General features: G+C 70.0%; 13 protein-coding genes. 3 read left to right on the forward strand and 10 right to left on the reverse strand.

The window, feature by feature from the left end; all coding sequences use genetic code 11:
* Positions 1-75 precede the first annotated feature (75 nt).
* The 4 genes from D7Y13_RS10410 to D7Y13_RS10425 form a co-directional block, all read right to left on the reverse strand.
* On the reverse strand, positions 76-507 hold the full coding sequence (locus D7Y13_RS10410; protein ID WP_120533321.1) for a hypothetical protein: 432 nt from the start codon (positions 505-507) through the stop codon (positions 76-78).
* Positions 508-592: 85 nt separating this feature from the next.
* Positions 593-4,054, reverse strand: coding sequence for a TolB-like translocation protein (locus D7Y13_RS10415; RefSeq protein WP_120583711.1), 3,462 nt, complete (start codon positions 4,052-4,054; stop codon positions 593-595).
* The gene (locus D7Y13_RS10420; protein ID WP_120533323.1) at positions 4,048-4,587 is read right to left on the reverse strand and encodes a DUF1318 domain-containing protein; all 540 of its coding nucleotides are present in this window, start codon (positions 4,585-4,587) and stop codon (positions 4,048-4,050) included. Before D7Y13_RS10420 ends, D7Y13_RS10415 begins: the two co-directional genes overlap by 7 nt.
* Positions 4,584-8,276 (reverse strand): hypothetical protein, encoded by a 3,693-nt coding sequence (locus D7Y13_RS10425; protein ID WP_120583719.1) that lies wholly within the window; start codon positions 8,274-8,276, stop codon positions 4,584-4,586. The genes D7Y13_RS10420 and D7Y13_RS10425 overlap by 4 nt, the downstream gene beginning before the upstream one ends.
* A gap of 244 nt (positions 8,277-8,520) precedes the next feature.
* On the opposite strand from D7Y13_RS10425, the gene D7Y13_RS10430 reads away from it, so the two are divergent.
* Positions 8,521-9,168 carry a hypothetical protein gene (locus tag D7Y13_RS10430; RefSeq protein WP_120583712.1) on the forward strand — a complete coding sequence of 216 codons (648 nt, stop codon included), beginning with the start codon at positions 8,521-8,523 and terminating at the stop codon, positions 9,166-9,168.
* A gap of 40 nt (positions 9,169-9,208) precedes the next feature.
* Here D7Y13_RS10430 and D7Y13_RS10435 read toward each other — a convergent pair whose 3' ends face one another.
* From D7Y13_RS10435 to D7Y13_RS10445, 3 genes are all read right to left on the reverse strand, one after another.
* Positions 9,209-9,856 carry a response regulator gene (locus D7Y13_RS10435; RefSeq protein ID WP_120533333.1) on the reverse strand — a complete coding sequence of 216 codons (648 nt, stop codon included), beginning with the start codon at positions 9,854-9,856 and terminating at the stop codon, positions 9,209-9,211.
* Entirely contained in the window at positions 9,853-11,016 is a 1,164-nt protein-coding gene (locus D7Y13_RS10440; RefSeq protein WP_120583713.1) for a sensor histidine kinase, read from the reverse strand. Before D7Y13_RS10440 ends, D7Y13_RS10435 begins: the two co-directional genes overlap by 4 nt.
* 118 nt (positions 11,017-11,134) lie before the next feature.
* Complete coding sequence (locus D7Y13_RS10445; protein WP_120583714.1) at positions 11,135-12,802, reverse strand: OTU domain-containing protein; 1,668 nt, start codon at positions 12,800-12,802, stop codon at positions 11,135-11,137.
* A gap of 80 nt (positions 12,803-12,882) precedes the next feature.
* On the opposite strand from D7Y13_RS10445, the gene D7Y13_RS10450 reads away from it, so the two are divergent.
* Positions 12,883-14,907 (forward strand): radical SAM protein, encoded by a 2,025-nt coding sequence (locus D7Y13_RS10450; protein WP_120583715.1) that lies wholly within the window; start codon positions 12,883-12,885, stop codon positions 14,905-14,907.
* A 28-nt stretch (positions 14,908-14,935) separates the two neighbouring features.
* Here the strand turns inward: D7Y13_RS10450 and D7Y13_RS10455 are convergent, their stop codons facing one another.
* Positions 14,936-16,345 carry a hypothetical protein gene (locus D7Y13_RS10455; RefSeq protein ID WP_120583716.1) on the reverse strand — a complete coding sequence of 470 codons (1,410 nt, stop codon included), beginning with the start codon at positions 16,343-16,345 and terminating at the stop codon, positions 14,936-14,938.
* Between the two features lie 116 nt (positions 16,346-16,461).
* The gene (tal, locus tag D7Y13_RS10460) at positions 16,462-17,583 is read right to left on the reverse strand and encodes a transaldolase (protein ID WP_120533331.1); all 1,122 of its coding nucleotides are present in this window, start codon (positions 17,581-17,583) and stop codon (positions 16,462-16,464) included.
* Positions 17,584-17,790: 207 nt separating this feature from the next.
* On the opposite strand from tal, the gene D7Y13_RS10465 reads away from it, so the two are divergent.
* Complete coding sequence (locus D7Y13_RS10465) at positions 17,791-19,695, forward strand: transketolase (RefSeq protein ID WP_120583717.1); 1,905 nt, start codon at positions 17,791-17,793, stop codon at positions 19,693-19,695.
* 52 nt (positions 19,696-19,747) lie between these two features.
* Here the strand turns inward: D7Y13_RS10465 and D7Y13_RS10470 are convergent.
* Positions 19,748-20,252, reverse strand: a 505-nt coding sequence (locus tag D7Y13_RS10470; protein WP_244222337.1) for an ankyrin repeat domain-containing protein, incomplete at its 5' end; no start/stop codon positions are given.

Here is a 20,252-nt window from a genome sequence, read left to right on the forward strand (position 1 = left end):
TGTCCCGGGCGCCTTCACCGTGGCGAGGGCCCTCCCGCCTGAGCTGCTTCGGGTGAGGCCCTGGCCCTCAACACATCACTGCATCGACAGCGCCCAGGTGTAGTTGCCGCTCGACCCGAGGCCGGTCAGGGTCGCCTTGCAGGTCGCGAACGTGCTGCCATTGGAGGTGGCCGTGCCGTTCGGCGTCCAGGACGCGGGGGTGCCCAGGAACGGGTCCGGCGGGGTGTAGATGGAGCTCAGGTTGAAGGTGCAGGTCTTGGTCCCGCTCGCGTATCGAAATGCGACGGCCGTCGACGTGCCGCAGTCGAGCTGGTGCGAGACCGAGGTCGAGTTGGCCGCGACCGTGCCGAGGCTCGGGATGATCGTCGTGCACGTGTTCGTGAACGTATTGATGATGCTGCTGGTGGTGATCTTGTTCTGGATGGTGAAGGTGATGGTCGCCGCCTGCGCGGAACCCATGCCCAGGACAGCCACCGAAAGCGAGGCAAACAGCGTGGAGCTCTTCATGAACAACCCCCTCTAGAGACGGGAAACAATTTTTCCCGTAGAGGGAACTAAACGACTCTCTCCTGTTTTGTCCAGAAGTCGATGTTCAAGGCCCGGGGGCTCCTTGTGGGGCAAGCAGTGGGGCGTGCTCCGTTGTTCCGAGCGCGAAGTAAACGTCGAACCATTCCAGATAGGGGCGCCAGACGGGGTCGCGCTGCTGGAGGAGGGTGCGGCGCGCCTGACCCAGGCGCTGGGGCACGTCGAAGGGCATCCGCGTGTTCCCCTGCGCATGCAGTTGTGCCGCGAACCAGAGCACATCCAACTGACCGGCATCGACGGGCGCGTGGGTGCGCTCCACCAGGGCGTCGGCATGCTCCAGCGCCTTGCCCAGCCAGCGGGCCGCGAGCGATGGGTCCTGCCGGTCCACGGCGTTCTCCGCCAGCCGCAGCTCCGCCAGCGTCACCGCGCGGATGTCTTCGTCGCGGTCCGTTTCGTCGAACTGCTCCAGGAACAGCGCGCGCCGCTGTTCGAGCGCGCGGGCCGCGTCATCCCGGTGCCCGAGCCGGGTCGCCGCGTTGGCGCGCAGGCCCGCGGCGATGATGCGGTAGGCGCGCTGGGCCTGCCGGGGCGTGGTCCGCGCCTGACCCAGCGTGGCCTGCACGGCGGGGAGCGCCAGGTCCCGCTCCACCTGATCCAGGTCGTCCAAGGCCTGCTGGGGTTGACCCGCGCCCAGCGCGGCGGCGCTGCGGGACAGGCGCACCACCAGCCGGTTGCGCAGCCCCTCCGCGTCGCGGGGACTGGCTTCCACGGCGGGCAGCTCGCGGCCATAGAGCTCCAGCGCCCGTTCGAACCGGCCCGCAGCGAGGTTGTAGAGCGCCGCGCGATCCAGGGCGAGCGTGGCGAACCGGGCCTGCTTTGGCGTGGCATCCACCATGGCCAGGGCCCGGTCCGCCGCCTGCGCGGCCTCCGCCTCCCGGCCGACGTGCAGGAGCGCCCGGGCGCGGGCCAGCGACACCGCGAGCCCCGCACCGTTCTCCACGTAGGGATACGCGTCCCGCTGGTCCAGGTAGCCCAGGGCGATGTGGTAGTTGCCCACCTGCGTGTGCAACGTCCCCAGCGCGCCGAGGATCATCGCCTTGTAGCGGATGTTGTTGCGCACCAGGTCCAGGGCGACCAGGTAGTGCCGGTTGGCGCGCTCGGCGGCGGCGGGGTCGCGGCCGCGCAGGAAGTCCTCGTGCTGGATGGCGCCATACAGGGCCCGCGCCGCGTACTGGTTCTTGAGCTCCGGCCAGGACGTGCGCAGCTCCTTCACGGCCGCCGCCACCGCCTGCGCGTGGGCACCGTCCTCCAGCTTGGGCAACTGGCGCGCCGTGAGATAGGCCTTCACGAAGTGCGTGAGCGGAACGCGCCACTTCGTGGACGTGGTGAAGACCTCCTTCTTCACCACCTCCGGGCTGATGCCGGCTCGCAGGCGCAGGCTCATGGATTCGACGGCGCTCTCCAGTGAGCCCGTTCGCTTCGTCACGAGATCAAAGTCGGCGCGGGCCTCGTCCGTGCGCTGACGGCCCAGCCGGCGGTAGGCGCGGCCCATCATCGCGCGGCGGAACAGGCGCTCGGCCCGGCGGCCCTCCTGGGTGCCGGACGGCGCGTCCTCGACGTAGGCCGTGGCCAGGGCCTCCAGCACCCCGTCCGCGCCGAGCCCCGCCGCGCGTTCGACGGCGTCCTGCACCAGCGCGCGGCGGCGGAGCGGGTCCTGCTGCTGATGGTAGAACGCCAGCAGCGCATCCCGGACGGGGCGGGGCGGACGCTCTTCGTGCAACGCATTGACGTGCCGGCCCAGCTCCAGCGCAAAGGCATACGCGGAGCCGGCGGGTGCCGTCTCCAATGCCTGGGCCATCGCGGCATCCGCTTCCGCGTAGGGGCGTCCCCGGTACATGGCGCGGACGGCGGCGCGGGCGAAGTCGAGCTGGTCGTCCTCTTTGAAGACCTTGTTCGTGGACAGCCGGCGGCCGGCGTCGAGCAGGGCCTCCCGGTCGTCGAGCGTCCGGTACAGCGCGTCCGCCCGCTCGAACCACGCCTCCAGCACCGCGCGCGGCGTGGTGTCCGTCACCTGCGCCGCCTCCAATTCCTGGCGCGCCCGGGTGAAGTCACCCGAAGCCTCCGCCAGCTCGCTGCGCACCACGTGCTGGAAGACGGCGGAGGGCGGGCTGGGCGCATGCGCGGGGTCCAACGCGTCCAGGCGTTGCTGCTCGGCCTCGCTCAGCTCGTCCATCATGCGGCCGCGCTCGCGCTCCTTCTGGGCCCGCCGGTGTTCGATGAGGATCCGCAGCGGCTCCGACAGGCCCTGGGTGGCGGGGTCTTCCACCGATGACATGTGGCGGGCGTAGAAGGCCGCCGCGTCGAAGTCCTCGAACGCCAGGTGGAGCTGGCTCAGGCGCATCATCAGCAGCCGGCGCGGCTTGGGCCGTGCTTCGCGCAGCAGGCGCTGACGGTAGAGCAGGAGCTGGTCCGCGCGCCGGCCCACCATCCCCAGCTCTTCATTGAGGCGGGGCACGTCCCAGTCGCTGGGGACCAGTCCGTCCAGCGGCAGTTGATACACATCCAGCGACTGGTCGCGCGAACAGGTCGCGACGAGGGACGCGGCCGCGGGCGACGGGTACTCGCAGCTCCAGGCCTCGCTGGTGAGCTGGTCCGGGCTGGAGGCGGCGGCCCGCTCGGGCGCGTCCTCGCGTTCGGACTCGAAGGGCACGCGGAACAGCACCCCGCTGTCGCTGGCGTCAATCACCCCGTCCGCGTTGGAGTCGGTGAAGAACTGCACCACGTACAGCGAGCGCCCATCGCGTGCGAACACGGGCTGTCCGGTCTGCCCCGGAAGGTCGAGCGCCAGCGGGATGGGGACCGCTCCAGGGCGGTCCAGGCGCAGGGCCTCCAGGTGGGACGCGGCGCGCGCGGCGAAGCCCGGGCCCACCTGCTGCACGGAGCGCTCGATGGGGACGTACACCAGCCAGCGTCCATCGGGAGAGACGGTGGGGCTGGTCAGGTTGCGCTCGAGCAGCGGGCTCACGCTCCACTCGCGCTCCACCGCGACCCGCGACAGACGCAGGTCTCCCTGGATGGTCGCGCGGCTCACCAACGCGATGTGCGAGGCGTCGATCCACTCCGCCTGCAGCGCGCTGGTCTCCTCCTCCAGGCAGTGGCGCTCCTCGGCGGCCGGCAGGTCCCTCACGCACAATTGACCGCTGGCCTGGGTCCGGAACGAGATGTAGAGCAGGCGCTTGCCGTCGGGGCTGATGCGCGGCCACGTCACATCCGCGCCTTCGTCGAAGAGGCGGCGCTCGCGGCCCTGCTCCAGGTCCTGGACGTAGAGCTCGGTCGCGATGTTGCGGTTGGACACGAAGAGCAGCGTGTTCCCGTCCGGCCCCAACTGCCCCAGGAACTGGTCCCCCACGCCCACGGTGAGCCGCGAGAGCGTGCGCATGCCCCCGTCGAGTTCGTCATCCTGTGCGAGGGCCGTGCTCGCGAGGAGTACGGCCAGGGCCACGAACCACCGGCCGCCGGGTGTCAGCACTTCTTCTCTCCCCAGGTGCCGTCACCCGCTTCCACCCAGCCGCCGCAGACCACCCCTTCCGCGTGCGCCTGCTGCCAGCTCTGGCGCAGCGCTGCTTCGCTCACCTTCGGGCGCACGGTCCGCATCCACTGCCACAACTGCATCCGGCCGCGGTTCACCCGGTCCACCAGCGCGACGTCGTCGGAGGACAGGCGCCCGGCCTGACACTGGCGCCGGGTGACCACCAGGAGCCCCTCCCGGCCCTCGCCCACGCAGTGGCGCCGCAGCAGGTCGTCGACGCGGTCCGCCTGCGTCTTGCCGATGTTCTCCACGAGCGGCGTGGGCTGGATGCCCAGGTCCTCCAGTTGGTTGGGCGTGAGCGGCACCGGCGTGGGGCTCATGCCCGCGCGGGCCAGCCGTTGCTCCACGTCCTTGAACGAACCCGAGGCCTGTTCCTCGAGCGCCGTCGCGCGGTCGACCATGACGATCTCCGGGGCGCGGATGCAGCCGGGGGCGGCCAGGGTGGCAAGGAGCAGCAACCCACGGTGTTTCATGGCGTGGCCTCTGGAGGAGTCAGGGACAGGAGCATCCGGTCGACGAGCGGGCCCATGGGGATGCCACGAATCTCATCGATGCTGATCAACTGGGCCAGACCGCCCATGGTGATGCGCAGGCTGCCGAAGCCGTGGTTGAAGCTCAGCCGCACGTGCTCCGGGTAGCCCAGTCCCAATGCGTAGCGGATGCGGTTGGTGGCGGGATCCACGTGGCGCGGATCCTCCAGGTCGAGCAGGTCGAGCAGGTGGCGGTTGCCGATGCGCAGGATCTCCGCGCGCCCGTTGACGCTGCGCTCCCGTGCGGAGATGACCACGGCGGCATTGCCGTCGAAGGGCTCGCCCCGGGACGACTTCACGCCCGTCGCCCGCACGTGGGCCTCCAGCGTGGAGTTCTTGCCCTTCCAGTCCAGCAGGCACTGGCCGGTGATGCGCCCGCCCCGGACGCCCATCTCCAACTGGCTCATGGACACCACGTTCTGGTGGATGGACAGGTTGCCGGCCAGGGGCGCGATGGTGAGCATCGGCGTGGTGATGCGGCCCACCGACACGAAGCTGCTGCGCGAGAGCAGGGGATGCTGGTCGGCGAAGCGAAGCATTGAGTAGGGATTGACGTCGCTGTCGTTCAGCAACTGCATCTGGCCTTCGGTGAACGCCACGTTCTCCGTCAGCGGCACGCTGCCATCGAGCGTTTCGATGGCGACGCCGGACTCAGGCATCCGCAGGTTCACGTTCTGGAAGAGCAGGTGGGAGAGGGTCCGGAAGCTCACGAGGTCGGGCGACGCCACCCGGAAGTCGACGGAGACCTTGCCGCTGCTCTCCATACGGCCGGGCTGCGCGAGCCGGGACAGGTCCTGCTCCAGCGCCCCCCGGAAGGCCAGACGGCGCCGGCCGTCACTGAGGTCCAGCCGGCCCTGCACGTTGAGCTCGGTCCCGGTCCCCGGGTTGATCAGCTTCAGGTCGGGGACGTGGATGACGCCGTGGGGTTTGTGGCGGACGGTGAACGACGCCTCCAGGTCCTGGATGGGGAGGGGGTAGGGCAGCGCCGGTTTCTGCTCCAGGGTGCGGACCTTGATCTGGTGCTTGCCCTCCATCTCATCCGCTTCCAGCTTGTCGGTGAAGGCGACGGTGGTGTCGCTCGACACGCCGGTGAACGACAGTCGGCGGTCGTTCAGGTTCACGGAGAGCTTCTCCGCCGTCAGTCGGGTGTGGATGCCGCGACGTGAGCCGTCGACGTGGGACTCGGCCTGCCAGTGCGCTTCGGGGAGGCTGATGGACAGGCCATCCTGTCTCCAGCGGAGTCCCTGCCCGTCCACCACCGCGGTCCCCTCGAAGGCGGCGGTGCGCAGCGGATCCGGGGTCAGGCGCGGGGTCCCGTCCGCGGCGAAGCCCGTGAACACGCCGAACAGCGTGCCGTGCACCTCGCCTTTGAGCGCCAGCTTCGAGGGCTCCAGCTCCTTGGGCACCCGGGCCCGGACCAGGAGGGGGGACAGGGGACCCAGGGGTGGAAGGTCGCCCTTCACATCCACGCGAAGCGCTCGGGCCTTGCGGTCGAAGGCCAGCGCGGCGTCCACCTCCACCTTCAGCCCTGCCTGGCTGGTGAGTCCCAGTCGAAGCGACGGCTTGCGGCGATCCATGTCCAGCGTGAGGCGTTGATGCTGGGGGCCCGCGTCGCTCTCACCGATGCGCAGCCCTTCGAGCTGGAGGTCCAGCTCGCCCTGGTGCCGCCAGGCATCGCCGCGAGAGTCCAGCACGAAGGTGGCGCCGCGCGCCGTCACATCGTCCCAGCCCGGCCGCTGCAAGCGCAGCTCCGTCCGATGCTCCAGGCGGGGCGAGTTGGAGAAGAGGGCCGTCAGTCTGCCTTTGGAGGCCAGGGCCACCCCCAACTGCTTCCAGGGCACATGCGCGGCAACGTCGTCCGGGATGAAGGGCCGTGCGGCGATGAGGTCCGGGGTCTGGACGTCCAGGGTGTAGGCGACGTCGTCGGCTCCCTTGGTGGCATCCAGCGACGCGTGCATCGTGCCGATGTCCAGGTCCAGATGGGCGCGGGCGCGGCTGAGTCGGGGCTCCTCCGGATGAGGGAACACCTCCGACGCATGGAGCTTCACGTTCACCGGGCCCTTCAGCAACTCGCGTCCCTCCGCCGTGACGAGCTGGAGCATCCCCACGGGCAGGTCTGCCTTCAGCGTGAAGGGCGGCTTGCCCGCGAGCGGAGCCTGGAGACGCAATCCCAGACGCTCCGCCATCACCCGGAGCCCGGAGGCTCGGACGTCCAATGCATCCACCATCCCAGACAGGGTCACGTCCCCCGCGACCTGGAGGGGCGATGCAGGGTCTGGCCGCAACTGATTCCCCTTCAGCTCGCCGGAGGCCTTGGGGATGCGGAGCGCGGTGGGCCCCCGGACGTCCAGCCCCTGGAGCGCGAAGCCGAGCTGGGCGGTGAGCCCCTGCTGGGGATCCGGGGTTGCCGCCAGGGTGATGCGTCCTTCGCTGAGTGACGCCCGGAGGGTGTCCTGGACGCGCTGGAGCGCCGCGACCTCCACCTCCAGCCCCAGCCTGCCCTTCGTCCCCAGTTGGGGCATGGCGCTGAGTGTGACGTCCTGGGCGTCCAGGTGCACCTTGCCGCGCTCCAGGGCGACAGGACGCAGATCCTGGGGAATGGCTTGCAGCAGCCGCCCGAGATCCACGTCCGCCAGGGCCCGGTTCAAGACGGGCGACAGGTCCGCCGCATCCGGAAGCACCAACTGGGCCTGCACTTCGGCGCTGTCGGTCAGTCGGGTGCGGTCCAGGTCGACGACGATGTGCTGCTGCTCGCCCTCGAACTTCGCGGACACCGCGCCGTGCAGCAGCGTGTGGACCGTGAACCGGGGATCGAAGGATTGCCGTGCGACGTCGAGGTCCACGCGTGCGCGCGCGGTGGAGGCAGCCACCTCCGCCGAGAGGGCCAGCTCCAGCTCGGCCTGGGCCGGGGGCGTGGTGGGAGCTTCACGGCCCAGCACGAGCGGCAGGGGGCTTCCAGGCTGGCCCAGCTCCGCGAAGAGCTTCCATTCCCCATCGAGGCGTTTCGCTTCCACCACGGCCGCGAGCCCGCGCAGGGACCAGCGGTCGACCACGGCCCCGTTCCGGACGAGGACGTAACCCAACGACACGCCCGACAGTTCAATCGTCCCGAACGGCGGGGTGGAGGCCAGGAAGGCCGCGGCCTGCCGGGAGGCTCCAAGGGGGGCTTCGATGGGCGTCGGCTCCGGGGCTTCCGGCCCCGTCACGGCATCGAGGGACGTGGGGCCCGCCTCATCGGCCACCTGGGTGAAGGCCACGTCGCGCACCACCACCCGCTCCACGCGGGGTGTGCGGCTCAGCAGGGCACGGAGCGACCAGTGCGCCTCCAGGGTTCCGACGCGCAGCAGTTCCGGCGCGACGCCCTCGAATGGCGACGGGGTCCGCACCACCAGTCCTTCCAGGTGCAACCCCGAGAGCACGGCGATGCGGGCGACCTGGTAGTCCACCCGCAGGCCACTGGCGGCTTCCACCTGGGAGACGATGCGCTGCTTCAGCCAGGGCTGGTCGAGGTTGTGCAGCGCGGCCACTCCGGCGGCCAGGAGCAGCACGACGGTCGCGAGAAGCGCGAGCAGGGCGCCCGTGATGATCCGCTTCAATCGCCGACGAGGCCGTCCAGCTCCGGGGGGTTCCATGATGTTCCGTCGAGGCGAGCCGGCCACCCGTGTCCTACCATGCGGCGGAATCGGGCTTCAATCGGAGGTCCCCTCGGAAGATGGAGGGCGAGCAGGGCGGCACCGTGCGCCCGGTTTCCGCTTCAACCGGAGCCGGAGGGCGTCATTCCCACCTGCTGACACTCCATGCCCTGCACGCCCCTGGGCCGGAGACATCCGGTGCTAGGTTCGCCCTGCCGCCGCATTCGCGAAAGGATCGCCTGCCATGCTGTCGCTGGTCGCCGCCGTCCTGCTGGCCTCGTTGCCCACCTCTTCTTCCCTGTCCCTGGTGTCCCCCGCGCCGTCCTTCGATGGACGCCCCCTGTCCGCGCGGCTGCTCGTGGCGCAGTCGCCCACGGGTTCGGAGCTGGAGCTCTTTCCCTCGGCGCCGTTTCCGGACGACGAGGCCCGGGAAACCCAGGAGCGGGGCACGGACGAGGGCCTGGACGCGCGCATCGCGGAGCTGTCGCAGCAGGTGAGCCTGCTCCAGGGGGAGATCAACTCCATCCGCCTGGGCCGCCCCACTGGCTACAAGGTGATGACCATCATCGGCTTCGTCCTCGCCCCACTGCTGCTCATCGGCCTTCCCTTCATTGGCGCTGGCTTGAACGAGGCGGGAGACACAGGGGCCGTGCTCATGGTCGCGGGCCTGTTCTTCGCGGTGCCTGGCACGGTGGGCGTGGGGCTCATCATCGGGGGCTTCAGCGGTGGCTCGCGGGCAGCCCACGCCAAGAAGGACCGGCGCGACGCGCTCATCCAGGAGCGGACCCTGCTGGAAGAGGAACTGCGCGACCTCCAGGCCCGCCGTGACGGCGTGCGCACCCAACGGTTTCAGCCCCGCCCCGCCATTCCCCTGCTTGCCGTGCGCTTCTGACGGCGGCGCGAAGATGACAGGCGGCGCCTCCGGGCCATCCCTAGAGGCAGCCAAGCTCCATCGCGCGGAGCACGGCGCGGGTGCGGTCCCGCACGCCCAGCTTGGAGAGGATGCTGGAGGTCTGGTTCTTCACCGTCCCCTCCGCGGTCCCCAGCGCGTCGGCGATCTCCCGGTTGCTCAGCCCCCGCGCGATGAGGCGCAGCACCTCCACCTCGCGGCGGGTGAGGCCCTCGGGCAGGTCCGCGTGGGGGAAGTCGCGGGGCAGCTCCGCCACGCCTCTCGCCACGCGCTCCGCGATGCCGGGAGGCAGCAGCGTCTGGCCGGAGGCGACGCGCCGGATGGCCTCCGCCAGCTCCTCCAGCGACACGTCCTTGAGGAGGAAGCCCTGCACCCCCGCGCGGAGCGCCTCGATGAGGGCGGTGTCCTCGTCGAAGGTGGTGAGCAGCACCACGCGTCGGTCCGGATCCGTGCGGCGCAGCGCGCGCAAGGCCTCCAGCCCCGTCATGCGTGGCATGCGCACGTCCATCAGCACCACGTCCGGATTTAACTCCGCGACCTTGCGCAGCGCCTCCTCGCCGTCGGAGGCCTCGCCCACCACCCGCAGGTCGGGCGTGAGGTCCAACAGGCTGCGCAGCCCCTGGCGCACCAGGGCGTGATCATCCGCGAGCACGAGGCGGACGGTGTTCACGCGTCCACCCCCGGCTCCGGCGTCGCCGGCAGCCACGCCTCCAGCTCCAGCCCCTGTCCCGCCACCGCGCGCCACTCCACGCGGCCGCCCAGCCGGGTGAACCGCTCCCGCATGCCGGTGAGTCCCGAACCGGGAGTCACCCGCGCCGTGCCGCGCCCATCATCCCGCGCGTGCACCCGCACCCCGCCGTCCTCCGTGGGCACGATGGCGATCCACAGGTTGCGGGCCCCGGCATGGCGCAGCGTATTGGTGAGCACCTCCTGCACGCAGCGGAACAGCGAGTGCGCCGCCTCGGAGGACTCCAGGGTGAGCGAACCGGGGACCTCCAGGTGCACTTCGAGCCCCGGGGCGCCCTCCGCGAGCGCGCGCAGCGAGGGCAGCAGGGGCAGGGGCGCTTCGCGCAGCGCCGTCACCGTGCCCCGCACCTCGGACAGGAGCGTGCGGGCGGCCTCGCGGGCGCGGCGCAGGTGTTCGGTGGAGGCGGGGTCCTTCGCGGTGTGCGCGGCGGCCTCCAGGTTGAGGCTGAGCGCGGTGAGGTGGTGCCCCACGGAGTCGTGCAGCTCGCGCGCGATGCGCAGCCGCTCGCCCTCGCGCTCGCGGGTGGCGAGCAGCACCTGCGTGGCCTGGAGCTCCGCATGGACCCGGGCCAGCTCGCGGCGGGCCTCTGCCTCGCGGACCATCACCAGCGCCGTGCCGAACGTGAAGCCCTGGAAGCCGGCGTAGATGAGGGTCTGCACCAGCGCCCGGACGGGCGGGTGCTGCACCGCGAACACGGCGAACATGAGCCCCACCTGGGCTCCCACCCACGCCAGGGCCCGGCGCTGGGGAAGGATCTCCGGGACCTGCCCGGCGATGATGGCTAGCAGCGCGCCGTCCAGCCCCGTATCCCCCATGGCCAGGCAGACCAGCGCCGCGCCCGTCTGCACGGCGAGCAGCGGTCTCTGGCCCCGGCCTTCCTCACGCGCCTGACGCCAGAAGGCCCCGCCGAAGGTGAGGAACGCGGCGCACCACAGCAGCGTGTCCGGGGCCATCCACCGCGCGGGCTCGTGCGCGAGGCTCTCGAGGTGCGGAACGCCGACCACGGCCCAGGTCAGCATCCCGGCCACGAGCAGCAGGTGATGGCTGGTGGTGGAGCTGGCCACGCTGGACCCCTGGGACATGGCGCGGACCCTATGCGAAGCACGGCGGACGGGCCATGTGCCGGAAGTCACATGCGGCCGGTATGACACGCCGCCGGATGTGGACCCTGGCGTGGGGGGCTGAGGCTCTGGACGCGCCTCAGCTCGCGAACGGATCCCATGCCTTCATGACGGGAGGCCTCTTGAGGAGGGCCGCCACATCCTGCGCGATCTCTCCGTCCATCTGATCTCCACTCTGCGCCGAGGACGGAGTCACCTCCTGGCAGGCGGAGTGGTTCTGCTGGAAGTAGGTCGTCGCCTGCCGGCAGCGGTGGCACATGTCGAGCTGCAGGATGAACTCGACCTCCACGGACTTCACCAGGCTTGCGCCGATCACGCCGTGGATGAGCCGGTCGAGCATGAACAGCGAATAGCACTCGGTGTGCATGTCGGCGGCGCTGAACAGCTCGGCCTCCGATGCGGACTTCGACTCCGCCAGCTTCGGGATGGCGGCCGCCTTCTGGGCAAGCGCCACGCCGGTCGTCATGTACGGATGCTTCTCGGTGATACGCCCGACCGCGAAGTTGGCGATGAGGCACATGAAGTAGGCCGTCTTCGAGTCGGTCCGCTCGATCTTCGCGACCATGAACCCGATGTGCGTGAGGCGCGCGGCCGGGTACTTCTTGGCGCCGTCCTCGAGGTTCGCGGGGCGATAGACGCGCTCGCCAAGCTTGCTGCTCAGGCCGAGCACGGTGGCCACGTCGCCGCCGTGTTTCTTGAGCAGCGAGGCCGCGTCGATCTGCGAGATGTTGGTGACGAGCGTGAACGAATTGTCGGCCGTCGTCTGACACACAAGGGACTGGGTCAATTTGAAGTACTTGGTGACGTGCGCGACGTAGTCGCCCCACCTGCCGCCCGTGCTCGACAACGTCGACTTCACGACCCCCTTCGACGGGGCCGTCGAACTCGGGCTCGGACCGCTCTTCAGTCGCAGCCCGGGCACCGCCATCAGCGCGTCGTTGATCTCATGCTCCCCCATCCCCCGCCTCAGGAAGTCACGGATCTTGTCCGTGACGACGACCGCCTTGTCGGCCGGTACCGCGTCGTTGAACTGACCGTCCAGACAGTGGGTGTTTCGCAGCAGGCGATACTCATCGACCCAGTGCCACAGGCGCCGCGCCAGGCGCGCGGGGACCACCGGGTTGGTGATGGCGAGCAGGGTGAGGAACGCCTCCAGCGAGCAATCGCCGAGTGGGTTCGTGGCGATGCGAGCGGTGACGGCGCGGTTCACGACGACGCCCACCTCCCAGTGATTGCCGGTGAAGACGAGGCAGTGGCCGCGGATGATGCAGTCCCGGCTCTGCATCGCTTCGATGTCGTAGAAGTCACCGGTCGATTCGAAATAGACCTCGAAGCTCACGTAGAACCGCTTCGCCAGCACCTGGATCTCCGAGAGCCCGAGCCAGGAGCCGGTCCGTCCGACAAAGTGGCGGTAGGCGCTCCGGGTCAGCGGCGTGAACTGTCCGGGATCCAGTGGCACGACGAAGCCGCTGTTGCCGTCTTTCAGGCTGAGGACATCCTTGGGCCCTGCCTCCGCGTGCTTGCGGATGGCGCCGTTCGCCTCCGCGATCAGCCGCTCGAGGTGCGCGAGGCTCTCCTCATCAAGCTCGCTGGCCGTCACCCGCGCGACCCGCTTGGTCAGGCCGATGAGATTGGCGCGGAGGGTCGCGACCTTCTTGTTGGGGACCTCGAACGCGAAGGTCGCGACATCGACGGCGATGCATTCGAAGCAGGAGTCGTTGGAGGCTTCGTGCTGTTCGCAGGGCATGGTGCCTCCGTCGGTCGGTGAGGCATCCTAGCGCAGATGGGGCCGATGCCGGCGTGCCGCTCCCTTCCCCGAGGTCCCCGATGGTGTCTGCTCCTGCTTGGCGTCCCCACGCGCTCGACGGCGCCCTGCTCTGGTTTCACCGCGAGACGGGCACGCACCTGCGCGTGGATGCTCCCGCGACCCGCCACCTGCGCCGCAAGGCCCCCCGGCTGGTCCTGTTCGGCATCACCAACGCCTGCAACCTGACATGCGGCTTCTGCTCCCGCGACCTCCAGGCCCGGAGCGACTGGACGGTGGAGTCGGCGTTCGAGGTGCTCTCGGGGCTGGCCCGCGCGGGCACGCTGGAGGTGGCCTTCGGAGGCGGGGAGCCCCTGGCGTTCCGGGGCTTCGACACGCTCGTGCAGCGGCTCGCCACGGAGACGCCGCTGGCCATCCATGTCACCACCAATGGCACGCTCCTGTGCGAGGAGCGCCTGGCGCGACTGTCCCCGTACCTGGGTGAGGTGCGCGTGTCGCTCTATGACGACAACGCGTGGGAAGAGACCGTGCGGCGTCTGGTCCTTTCGGGGCAGACCTTTGGCGTGAATGTCCTCGCCACGCCGGAGCGGCTGGACGCGCTGCCAGGGATGCTGCGCACGCTGCATTCGCTGGGGTGTCGGGATGTCGCCGTGCTGCGCTACGTGGGCAATGACTCCCGGCTCCAACTGCGCGCGGCGGATGAGGCGCGACTCACGGCCAGCCTCGCGGACAGTCCCGTGCGCACGCGGCTGTCGGTCTGTTTCGGGGATGCGCTGGTGGAGGTGCCCCGGTTGTTCGGCGGCGACTGTGGCGCGGGCCTGGACTTCGTCACCCTGACGTCCGACCGCAAGCTCAAGGCCTGCTCCTTCCAGGGACCGGGCCTGCCCATCGACTCGGCGGAGGCCGTGCTCGCGGGCTGGGCGCGGCGGCAGGATGTGCTGGCCACGGCGTCACCCCTGAAGGGCTGCGCGAGGGCGGGCGGCGCACGCGAGGCTTCGCTGCCGGACGGCCTCCGGGTCTGGCGAGGCTTCTCCGGGAACAACAGCGGCGACTGCGTGCTCGTGGGCCGCTTCGAGACGACCCGCGAAGCCTCTGACTTCGTCGATGCGCTCGTGCCCCCCACGCCGTCCGACCGTGGCTATCCGGAGTCCTGGAAGGCCTTGCTGGCGGCCGAAGGCATCCAGGTGGACCCCGAACTGTATCCCCCCGAGCTCATGGCCTCGGTGGGCCGCACCGTGATGTTCCACACGGACTCGACGCTGATGGACGACTTCGCGCCCCTGCGCCAGTGGCTGTGGAAGCGGGGAGGCCGCGCGGTCCTGTCGGATTTCTTCGGGAGCGAGCCGCTCTTTCTCGCGACAGGCTTTGGCGCGAACACGGAGGACGCCCTCGATGCACTGGAAGCCGCCCTGGCCTCCGAGTCGCTGGGGGCCTTCGTCCGTCAGGGGCGCGCGGTGTTCGGGCTCGTGCCGTTCAGGTACATCCAGGAGGACACGACGGCGTTGATGGAGCGATTGCAGGCGCTGGCGCGGAAGCAGGGCGCGGTCGTCGCGGCGGAGCTGGTGCGGGCCTCCGGGAAGGAACAGCTCCCGCTGCACCTCGCCAACCGGGACGCCTGGCTTGGGCCCGAGCGGCTCCTGATCCACTTCGCTTCCGCCGAGGACGCGGCCCGGGTCGCACGCAGTCTCAACGGTGCCTTCTGCGTGGCGGGCACCGAGGTCCTGGTGGAGGCGGACCACATCGGCTCCAGGCTGCAACGCCTCTTCGAAATGCGCGTGACGCCGCTCACCGGTCGCCACGTCATCGTGGAGGCGACCTACCGGGGCACGGAACTCCAGCCCCCCGAGTTGGGTTCGCGGCTGCGTCCCTACCTGAAGCCGGAAGACCGGCTGACGGCCAGCGACAGCCCGTGGGGCATCCGCCTGCGCGTCAGGACGACGGAGCCCCTGCGTGTCCTGCCCGCGGTCGTCGAGCTGGGCACCCTGGTGGGTGCGGAAGCCCGGGTCCAGATGCACGACGAGGACCGGCTCGCGGCGGCCCTGCACCGCATCCGCGTGGAGCTGGAGTCGGAACTCCGGGGGCGGTAGCGGCCCCCGGTGCCTGCCTTCCTGGGCGTTATTCGCTCAACCCCGGCGGGCAGGTGAAGCTGACCGGCGCGGACCAGAGCTGGGCCAGGCCGGTGTCCTCGATGGCGGAGAAGAAGATGCGGTTGCCCGAGCGGACGAACGGCTCTTGTCTGGGATTCGAACCCCCCAGGACCACGACGTCCGCCAGCTGTCCGGTCGTCGCCACGGTGCCCCGGGTGAACCAGGGCATGGAGACCGTGTTGATGGCCTGGTGGAACAGCACGACGCCCCCTCCCGTGGCGAACACGGGGGATTGGTTGTAGTCATCCAGGGCCAGCGTGCGGGAGAGCTGGCGGGTCCCCGCGGCGGTTCCATTGTTCGTCCACAGCGAGACCTCCTGGCGCAGGCCATTCGCGTCGCGCAGGGCCACCGAGAAGTAGAGGCTGACTCCGGAGACGGTCGTCCGCTGCACCTCGGGCCGCAGGCCCGCCGGGTTCGGGGGCAGGGTGGTGATGAGCGTCTTGCCACCGCCGCCCAACGACAGACGGTCGATGCGCAGCCGGCTCGTCGTCGGCTCCACGGACGCCAGGTACTCGGAGGAGCCCAGCGTCCCAAGCAACTGGACGGGCCTGCCGAACGCGTCCAGCCGGAAGGTCCCCCCCGCCGTGCCATCCGTCTTCCAGACCTCGTGGTTCGGGCCGTCCTGGAAGATGAACAGGCCCGGGTTTCCCCTCAGGCTCACCTCCGTGATGCGCACTGCTCCCGCGTCCACCTGCTTGAGGGCGCGTGTGCCCGCGCTCGTGCCGTCGGTGCGCCACAGCGTGGTGCTTCCCCCCTGGGAACGGAAGAAGAGCAGCGCATCGCCGACGTGCAGGGTCTGGCCCAGGTCCAGCCCGAGCACCCCGGGAAGCTGCGCGACCCGCTGCGTGCCCGCGCTCGTTCCATCCGAACGCCACAGCTCGGGCTGCCCTCCCGGCGGCACGTGGAAGAAGACCAGCCGGCCGCTGATGGAGGTGAGGCTGAACAGCGAGGAGGTGGGCCCGATGCTGTCGTCGCGCGGGAAGGACCTGAGGAACCGGGTTCCACTGGACGTCCCATCGCTCAACCAGAGCTGTTCCATCGCCACGCCCAGCTCTGCGAGCTGGAAGTAGAGCGTGTTGCCCACCGCCGCGGTGGTTCCGGGCGCGTAGATGCCCGTTGGATACACCCTCACCTGGACGGTGCCCGCATCCGTGCCATCGCTGCGCCACAGGATGGTGCCGCCCCCGGGGGCGCCGGTGGTGAAGTAGAACGTCCCCTGCACATCGGTGGGGTTGGCCAGGGCGGAGTTGATGGACTTCACCCGTGACGCCACCCCTACGGGGCACGCCTGGGCCGTCACTCCACGGGCGTCCTCCACCCCACATCCGGCCACCACCAACCCCAGCCACCCCAGGGCGCTCCAATTCCTGACATGCATTGTCTTCTCCTTCCGGCGTGAAGCGTCCGGAAGGTCGCGTGCAGGGAATTGTCTTTCAAGGAGCACCCCGAGGGGGTGCGAGTGTTTCCGGCCGCCCGGGCGGTGCCTTCGCCGCGTCAGGTCTTCGCGAGCTTCTCGCCCACCGCGGACAGCAGCTGGTCGAAGGATTCCTCGAACAGGCGGATGCCGTCGGTGGCCAGCTGGTCGGTGACGGTCTTCATGGAGATGCCGGCGGCCTCCAACTGGCGCATCGTCGCCTCCGCGCCCGGGAGGTCCTCCTCCAGGCTCGGGCGCACCTTGCCGTGGTCGCGGAACGCATCAATCGTCGCGGGCGGCATGGTGTTCACCGTGTCCTTGCCGATGAGCTCCTCCACGTAGAGCACGTCGCGCAGCTTGGGGCTCTTGGTGCTGGTGCTCGCCCAGAGCACGCGCTGCACCTTCGCGCCCTTCTTCGCGAGCGCCTCCCACCGGGCCCCGCTGAAGACCTGCTTGAAGGTGCGGTAGGCGAGCTTCGCGTTCGCGATGGCCACCTTGCCGCTCAGGCCCTCCAGCGCCTTCTGCTGTTCGGCGGTGGCGCCCGCCTTCACCTTCTTTTCAATCTCCTTGTCCACGATGGCGTCGATGCGGCTGATGAAGAACGACGCCACGCTCGCGACCCTCGACACGTCTCCGCCCGACGCGGCGAACTTCTCCAGGCCGGACACGTAGGCCTCCGCGATGGCCTTGTAGCGCTCCTGGCTGAAGAGCAGCGTGACGTTGACGTTGATGCCTTCGGAGGTGAGCTCTTGGAAGGCCGGCAGCCCCGGCAGCGTGCCCGGGACCTTGATCATCACGTTGGGGCGCGAAAGCGTCTTCCACAGCCGCCGCGCCTCCTCCAGCGTGCCCTTCGTGTCGAGCGCGAGCCGGGGCGACACCTCCAGCGACGCGTAGCCGTCCTGGCCCTTCGTCGCCTGGTAGACCGGGGCGAGGATGTCCGCCGCGCCCTGGACGTCGCGCACCGCGAGCTGCTCGTAGAGGTCGTTGCCGGACAGGCCCTTGCCCTTCGCCGCGTCGAAGAGGTCCTGGTAGTCCTCGCTGCCCGACACCGCCTTCTGGAAGATGGTCGGGTTGGAGGTGAGGCCCTTGAGCCCGTCCTCGTCGATGAACTTCTTCAGGGTGCCCTTCGTGATGTAGCTGCGCTGGAGGTTGTCCACCCAGAGGGATTGGCCAGACTCGGCAAGCTGTCGAAGCGGATTCATGGGGTTCTCTCCGGGGGAGCGCGAAGGGCTCCCGGATGGCGTTGGCTAAAAATGACCACGTCCGGCCCCCCATGTCCGAGCAGGGGGGCAGGCACTCGCGGATTCTGCCTGGGTCGGGGGCCAGCGGGGTGGGCCGCTTCTCGTGGACCGGTGCAGTCAACACAGTACGGAGGGCACCGGTGTGCCCCCTTTTCCCGGAGCGAGACGATGGCGGACACCTTGGCGGACCTCGCGGCGCAGCTGCGCATCGACAGCATCCGCTGCACCACGGCGGCGGGTTCGGGTCATCCCAGCTCGTCCATGTCCGCCGCGGACATCCTGGCGGTGCTGTTCCAGAAGTACCTGCGCTTCGACTTCCAGCAGCCCAAGGCGCCCAACAACGACCGCTTCGTGCTCTCCAAGGGCCACGCCTGCCCGGTCCTCTACTCCGCGTTCAAGGCAGCGGGCGCCATCGATGACAAGGAGCTGATGACGCTGCGCCAGTTCGGCAGCCGGCTGGAGGGCCACCCCAACCCGCACGTGCTGCCGCTCGTGGACGTGGCCACCGGCTCCCTGGGACAGGGGCTGGCCATCGGCGTCGGCATGGCGCTCGCCGCGCGGTTGGACCGGCTGCCCTTCCGCACCTACGTGATGATGGGCGACAGCGAGACGGCGGAGGGCTCCGTGTGGGAGGCGTTCGACAAGGCCGGCCACTACCAGCTCGACAACCTCTGCGCGCTCATCGACATGAACCGGCTGGGGCAGAGCACGCAGACGGAGCTGGGCTGGAACGCGGAGGTGTACCTCGCCCGCGCCCGGGCCTTCGGCTGGCATGCGCTGGCCGTGGACGGGCACGACCTGGGCGCCATCGACCGCGCGTTCGCCGAAGCCCAGGGCAAGAAGGGCCAGCCCACCTGCCTCGTCTTCAAGACGGAGAAGGGCCGCGGCTACTCGCTCATCGCCAACCAGGAGGGCTGGCACGGCAAGCCGCTCCCCGAGGACAAGGCGAAGGAGGCCATCCAGGAGCTGGGCGGCGAGCGCGACGTGCGCATCCAGGTGAAGAAGCCGGACGCGCTGAAGCCCTCCGGTCAGGACGCGGTCGCGCCGCTGAAGCTGCCCACGTATGAAGTCGGCCAGAAGGAGGCCACGCGCAAGGCGTACGGCGACGCGCTCCTGGCGCTGGGCAACGCGCGCCCGGACGTGGTGGCGCTGGACGCGGAGGTCTCCAACTCCACGTACTCGCAGGAGTTCCACAAGGCGCATCCCCAGCGCTACTTCGAGATGTACATCGCCGAGCAGAACATGGTGTCCACCGCGGTGGGCATGGCGGTGCTGAACAAGCGCGCCTTCGTGAGCACCTTCGCGGCCTTCCTGTCGCGCGCGTATGATCAGATCCGCATGGCGGCCATCTCCAACGCCACGGTGCACCTGTGCGGCAGCCACGCGGGCGTCTCCATCGGTGAGGACGGGCCGTCCCAGATGGCGCTGGAGGACCTGGCGATGATGCGCGCGGTGGCCGGCAGCACCGTGGTCTACCCGAGCGACGCCAACCAGACCGCGAAGCTGATGGCCCAGTTGGTGGAGTGCAAGGGCATCACCTACCTGCGCAGCACGCGGGAGAAGACGCCGGTGCTCTACCCCGCGTCGGAGGAGTTCCCCCTGGGTGGGTGCAAGGTGCTGCGGCAGTCCGACCGGGACGTGGTGACGGTGGTGGCCGCCGGCATCACGCTGCACGAGGCGCTCAAGGCGTACGAACTGCTGAAGGAGGACGGCGTCCTGGTGCGCGTCATCGACCTCTATTCGGTGAAGCCGGTGGACGTGAAGACGCTGCGCAAGGCCGCGCGTGAGGCGCAGGGCCGGCTCCTGGTGGTCGAGGACCACTGGGCCGAGGGCGGCCTGGGGGACGCGGTGCTGGAGGCCTTCACGGGCGAGCGCGAACAACTGCCCACCGTGGCGCGCCTCGCGGTGAAGAAGCTGCCCGGCTCCGGCAAGCCGGCGGAGCTGTTGAGCGCGGCCGGCATCGACGCGGAGCACATCGTGGACAGCGTCACCTCCCTGGTGGAGGACTCGCCGCTGGACACGGAGGGCCAGGGGACGCGGGAGGAGCGCACCTGGGGTCACACGAACGCGTAAGGCTCCGAGCCAGGAGCTTGGAGCCTGAAGGCGCCTCCAGGTCCGCGCTGGCTCAGGACTGTCCCGAGGCCAGGGCCTCCAGCCGGGCGGCCACGCGCGTGCCGCCCATGGACCGGGCGGCGGTCAGGACCGTGCTCCCGTCCGCACTCCGATGGTTCGGGTTCGCGCCGCGCTGGAGCAGCAGCTCCACCATCTCCAGCTTGTCGAACATGGCCGCGAACATCAGCGGCGTGCGCCCATCCGGGCCCGCGCCATCCACCCGCGCGCCCCGGTCCAGCAGCAGCGTGGCGATGGCGAGGTGGCCCTTGAAGGCCGCCCCTGCGAGCGGCGTCTGCCCTCCGTCGTTGGTCCGCTCCGGATCCGCCCCGCGCTCCAGCAGCAGCCGGGTGACGTCCTCATGGCCGAGGTAGCTGGCCAGCATCAGCAGCGAATCTCCGCGCTCGTTGCGCAGTCCCAGGGGCAGTCCGGCGTCGAGCAGTTGGCGCAACGCCTGGGCGTCCCCCGCGCGGACGAAGGTGAAGGCGCTCCTCGCCAGCTCCTGCAGGGCGGCCTCGTTG

Source organism: Corallococcus praedator, assembly GCF_003612125.1.
Taxonomy (GTDB): Bacteria; Myxococcota; Myxococcia; order Myxococcales; family Myxococcaceae; genus Corallococcus; species Corallococcus praedator.

Bases quoted from the DNA above. Each gene is read 5' to 3' on its own strand.
- D7Y13_RS10445 (WP_120583714.1), bottom strand. From the start codon at position 12,802: ATGCCCTGCGAACAGCACGAAGCCTCCAACGACTCCTGCTTCGAATGC.
- D7Y13_RS10440 (WP_120583713.1), bottom strand. From the start codon at position 11,016: ATGTCCCAGGGGTCCAGCGTGGCCAGCTCCACCACCAGCCATCACCTG.
- D7Y13_RS10430 (WP_120583712.1), top strand. From the start codon at position 8,521: ATGCTGTCGCTGGTCGCCGCCGTCCTGCTGGCCTCGTTGCCCACCTCT.
- D7Y13_RS10420 (WP_120533323.1), bottom strand. From the start codon at position 4,587: ATGAAACACCGTGGGTTGCTGCTCCTTGCCACCCTGGCCGCCCCCGGC.
- D7Y13_RS10425 (WP_120583719.1), bottom strand. From the start codon at position 8,276: ATGGAACCCCCCGGAGCTGGACGGCCTCGTCGGCGATTGAAGCGGATC.
- tal (WP_120533331.1), bottom strand. From the start codon at position 17,583: ATGAATCCGCTTCGACAGCTTGCCGAGTCTGGCCAATCCCTCTGGGTG.
- D7Y13_RS10450 (WP_120583715.1), top strand. From the start codon at position 12,883: ATGGTGTCTGCTCCTGCTTGGCGTCCCCACGCGCTCGACGGCGCCCTG.
- D7Y13_RS10455 (WP_120583716.1), bottom strand. From the start codon at position 16,345: ATGCATGTCAGGAATTGGAGCGCCCTGGGGTGGCTGGGGTTGGTGGTG.
- D7Y13_RS10410 (WP_120533321.1), bottom strand. From the start codon at position 507: ATGAAGAGCTCCACGCTGTTTGCCTCGCTTTCGGTGGCTGTCCTGGGC.
- D7Y13_RS10465 (WP_120583717.1), top strand. From the start codon at position 17,791: ATGGCGGACACCTTGGCGGACCTCGCGGCGCAGCTGCGCATCGACAGC.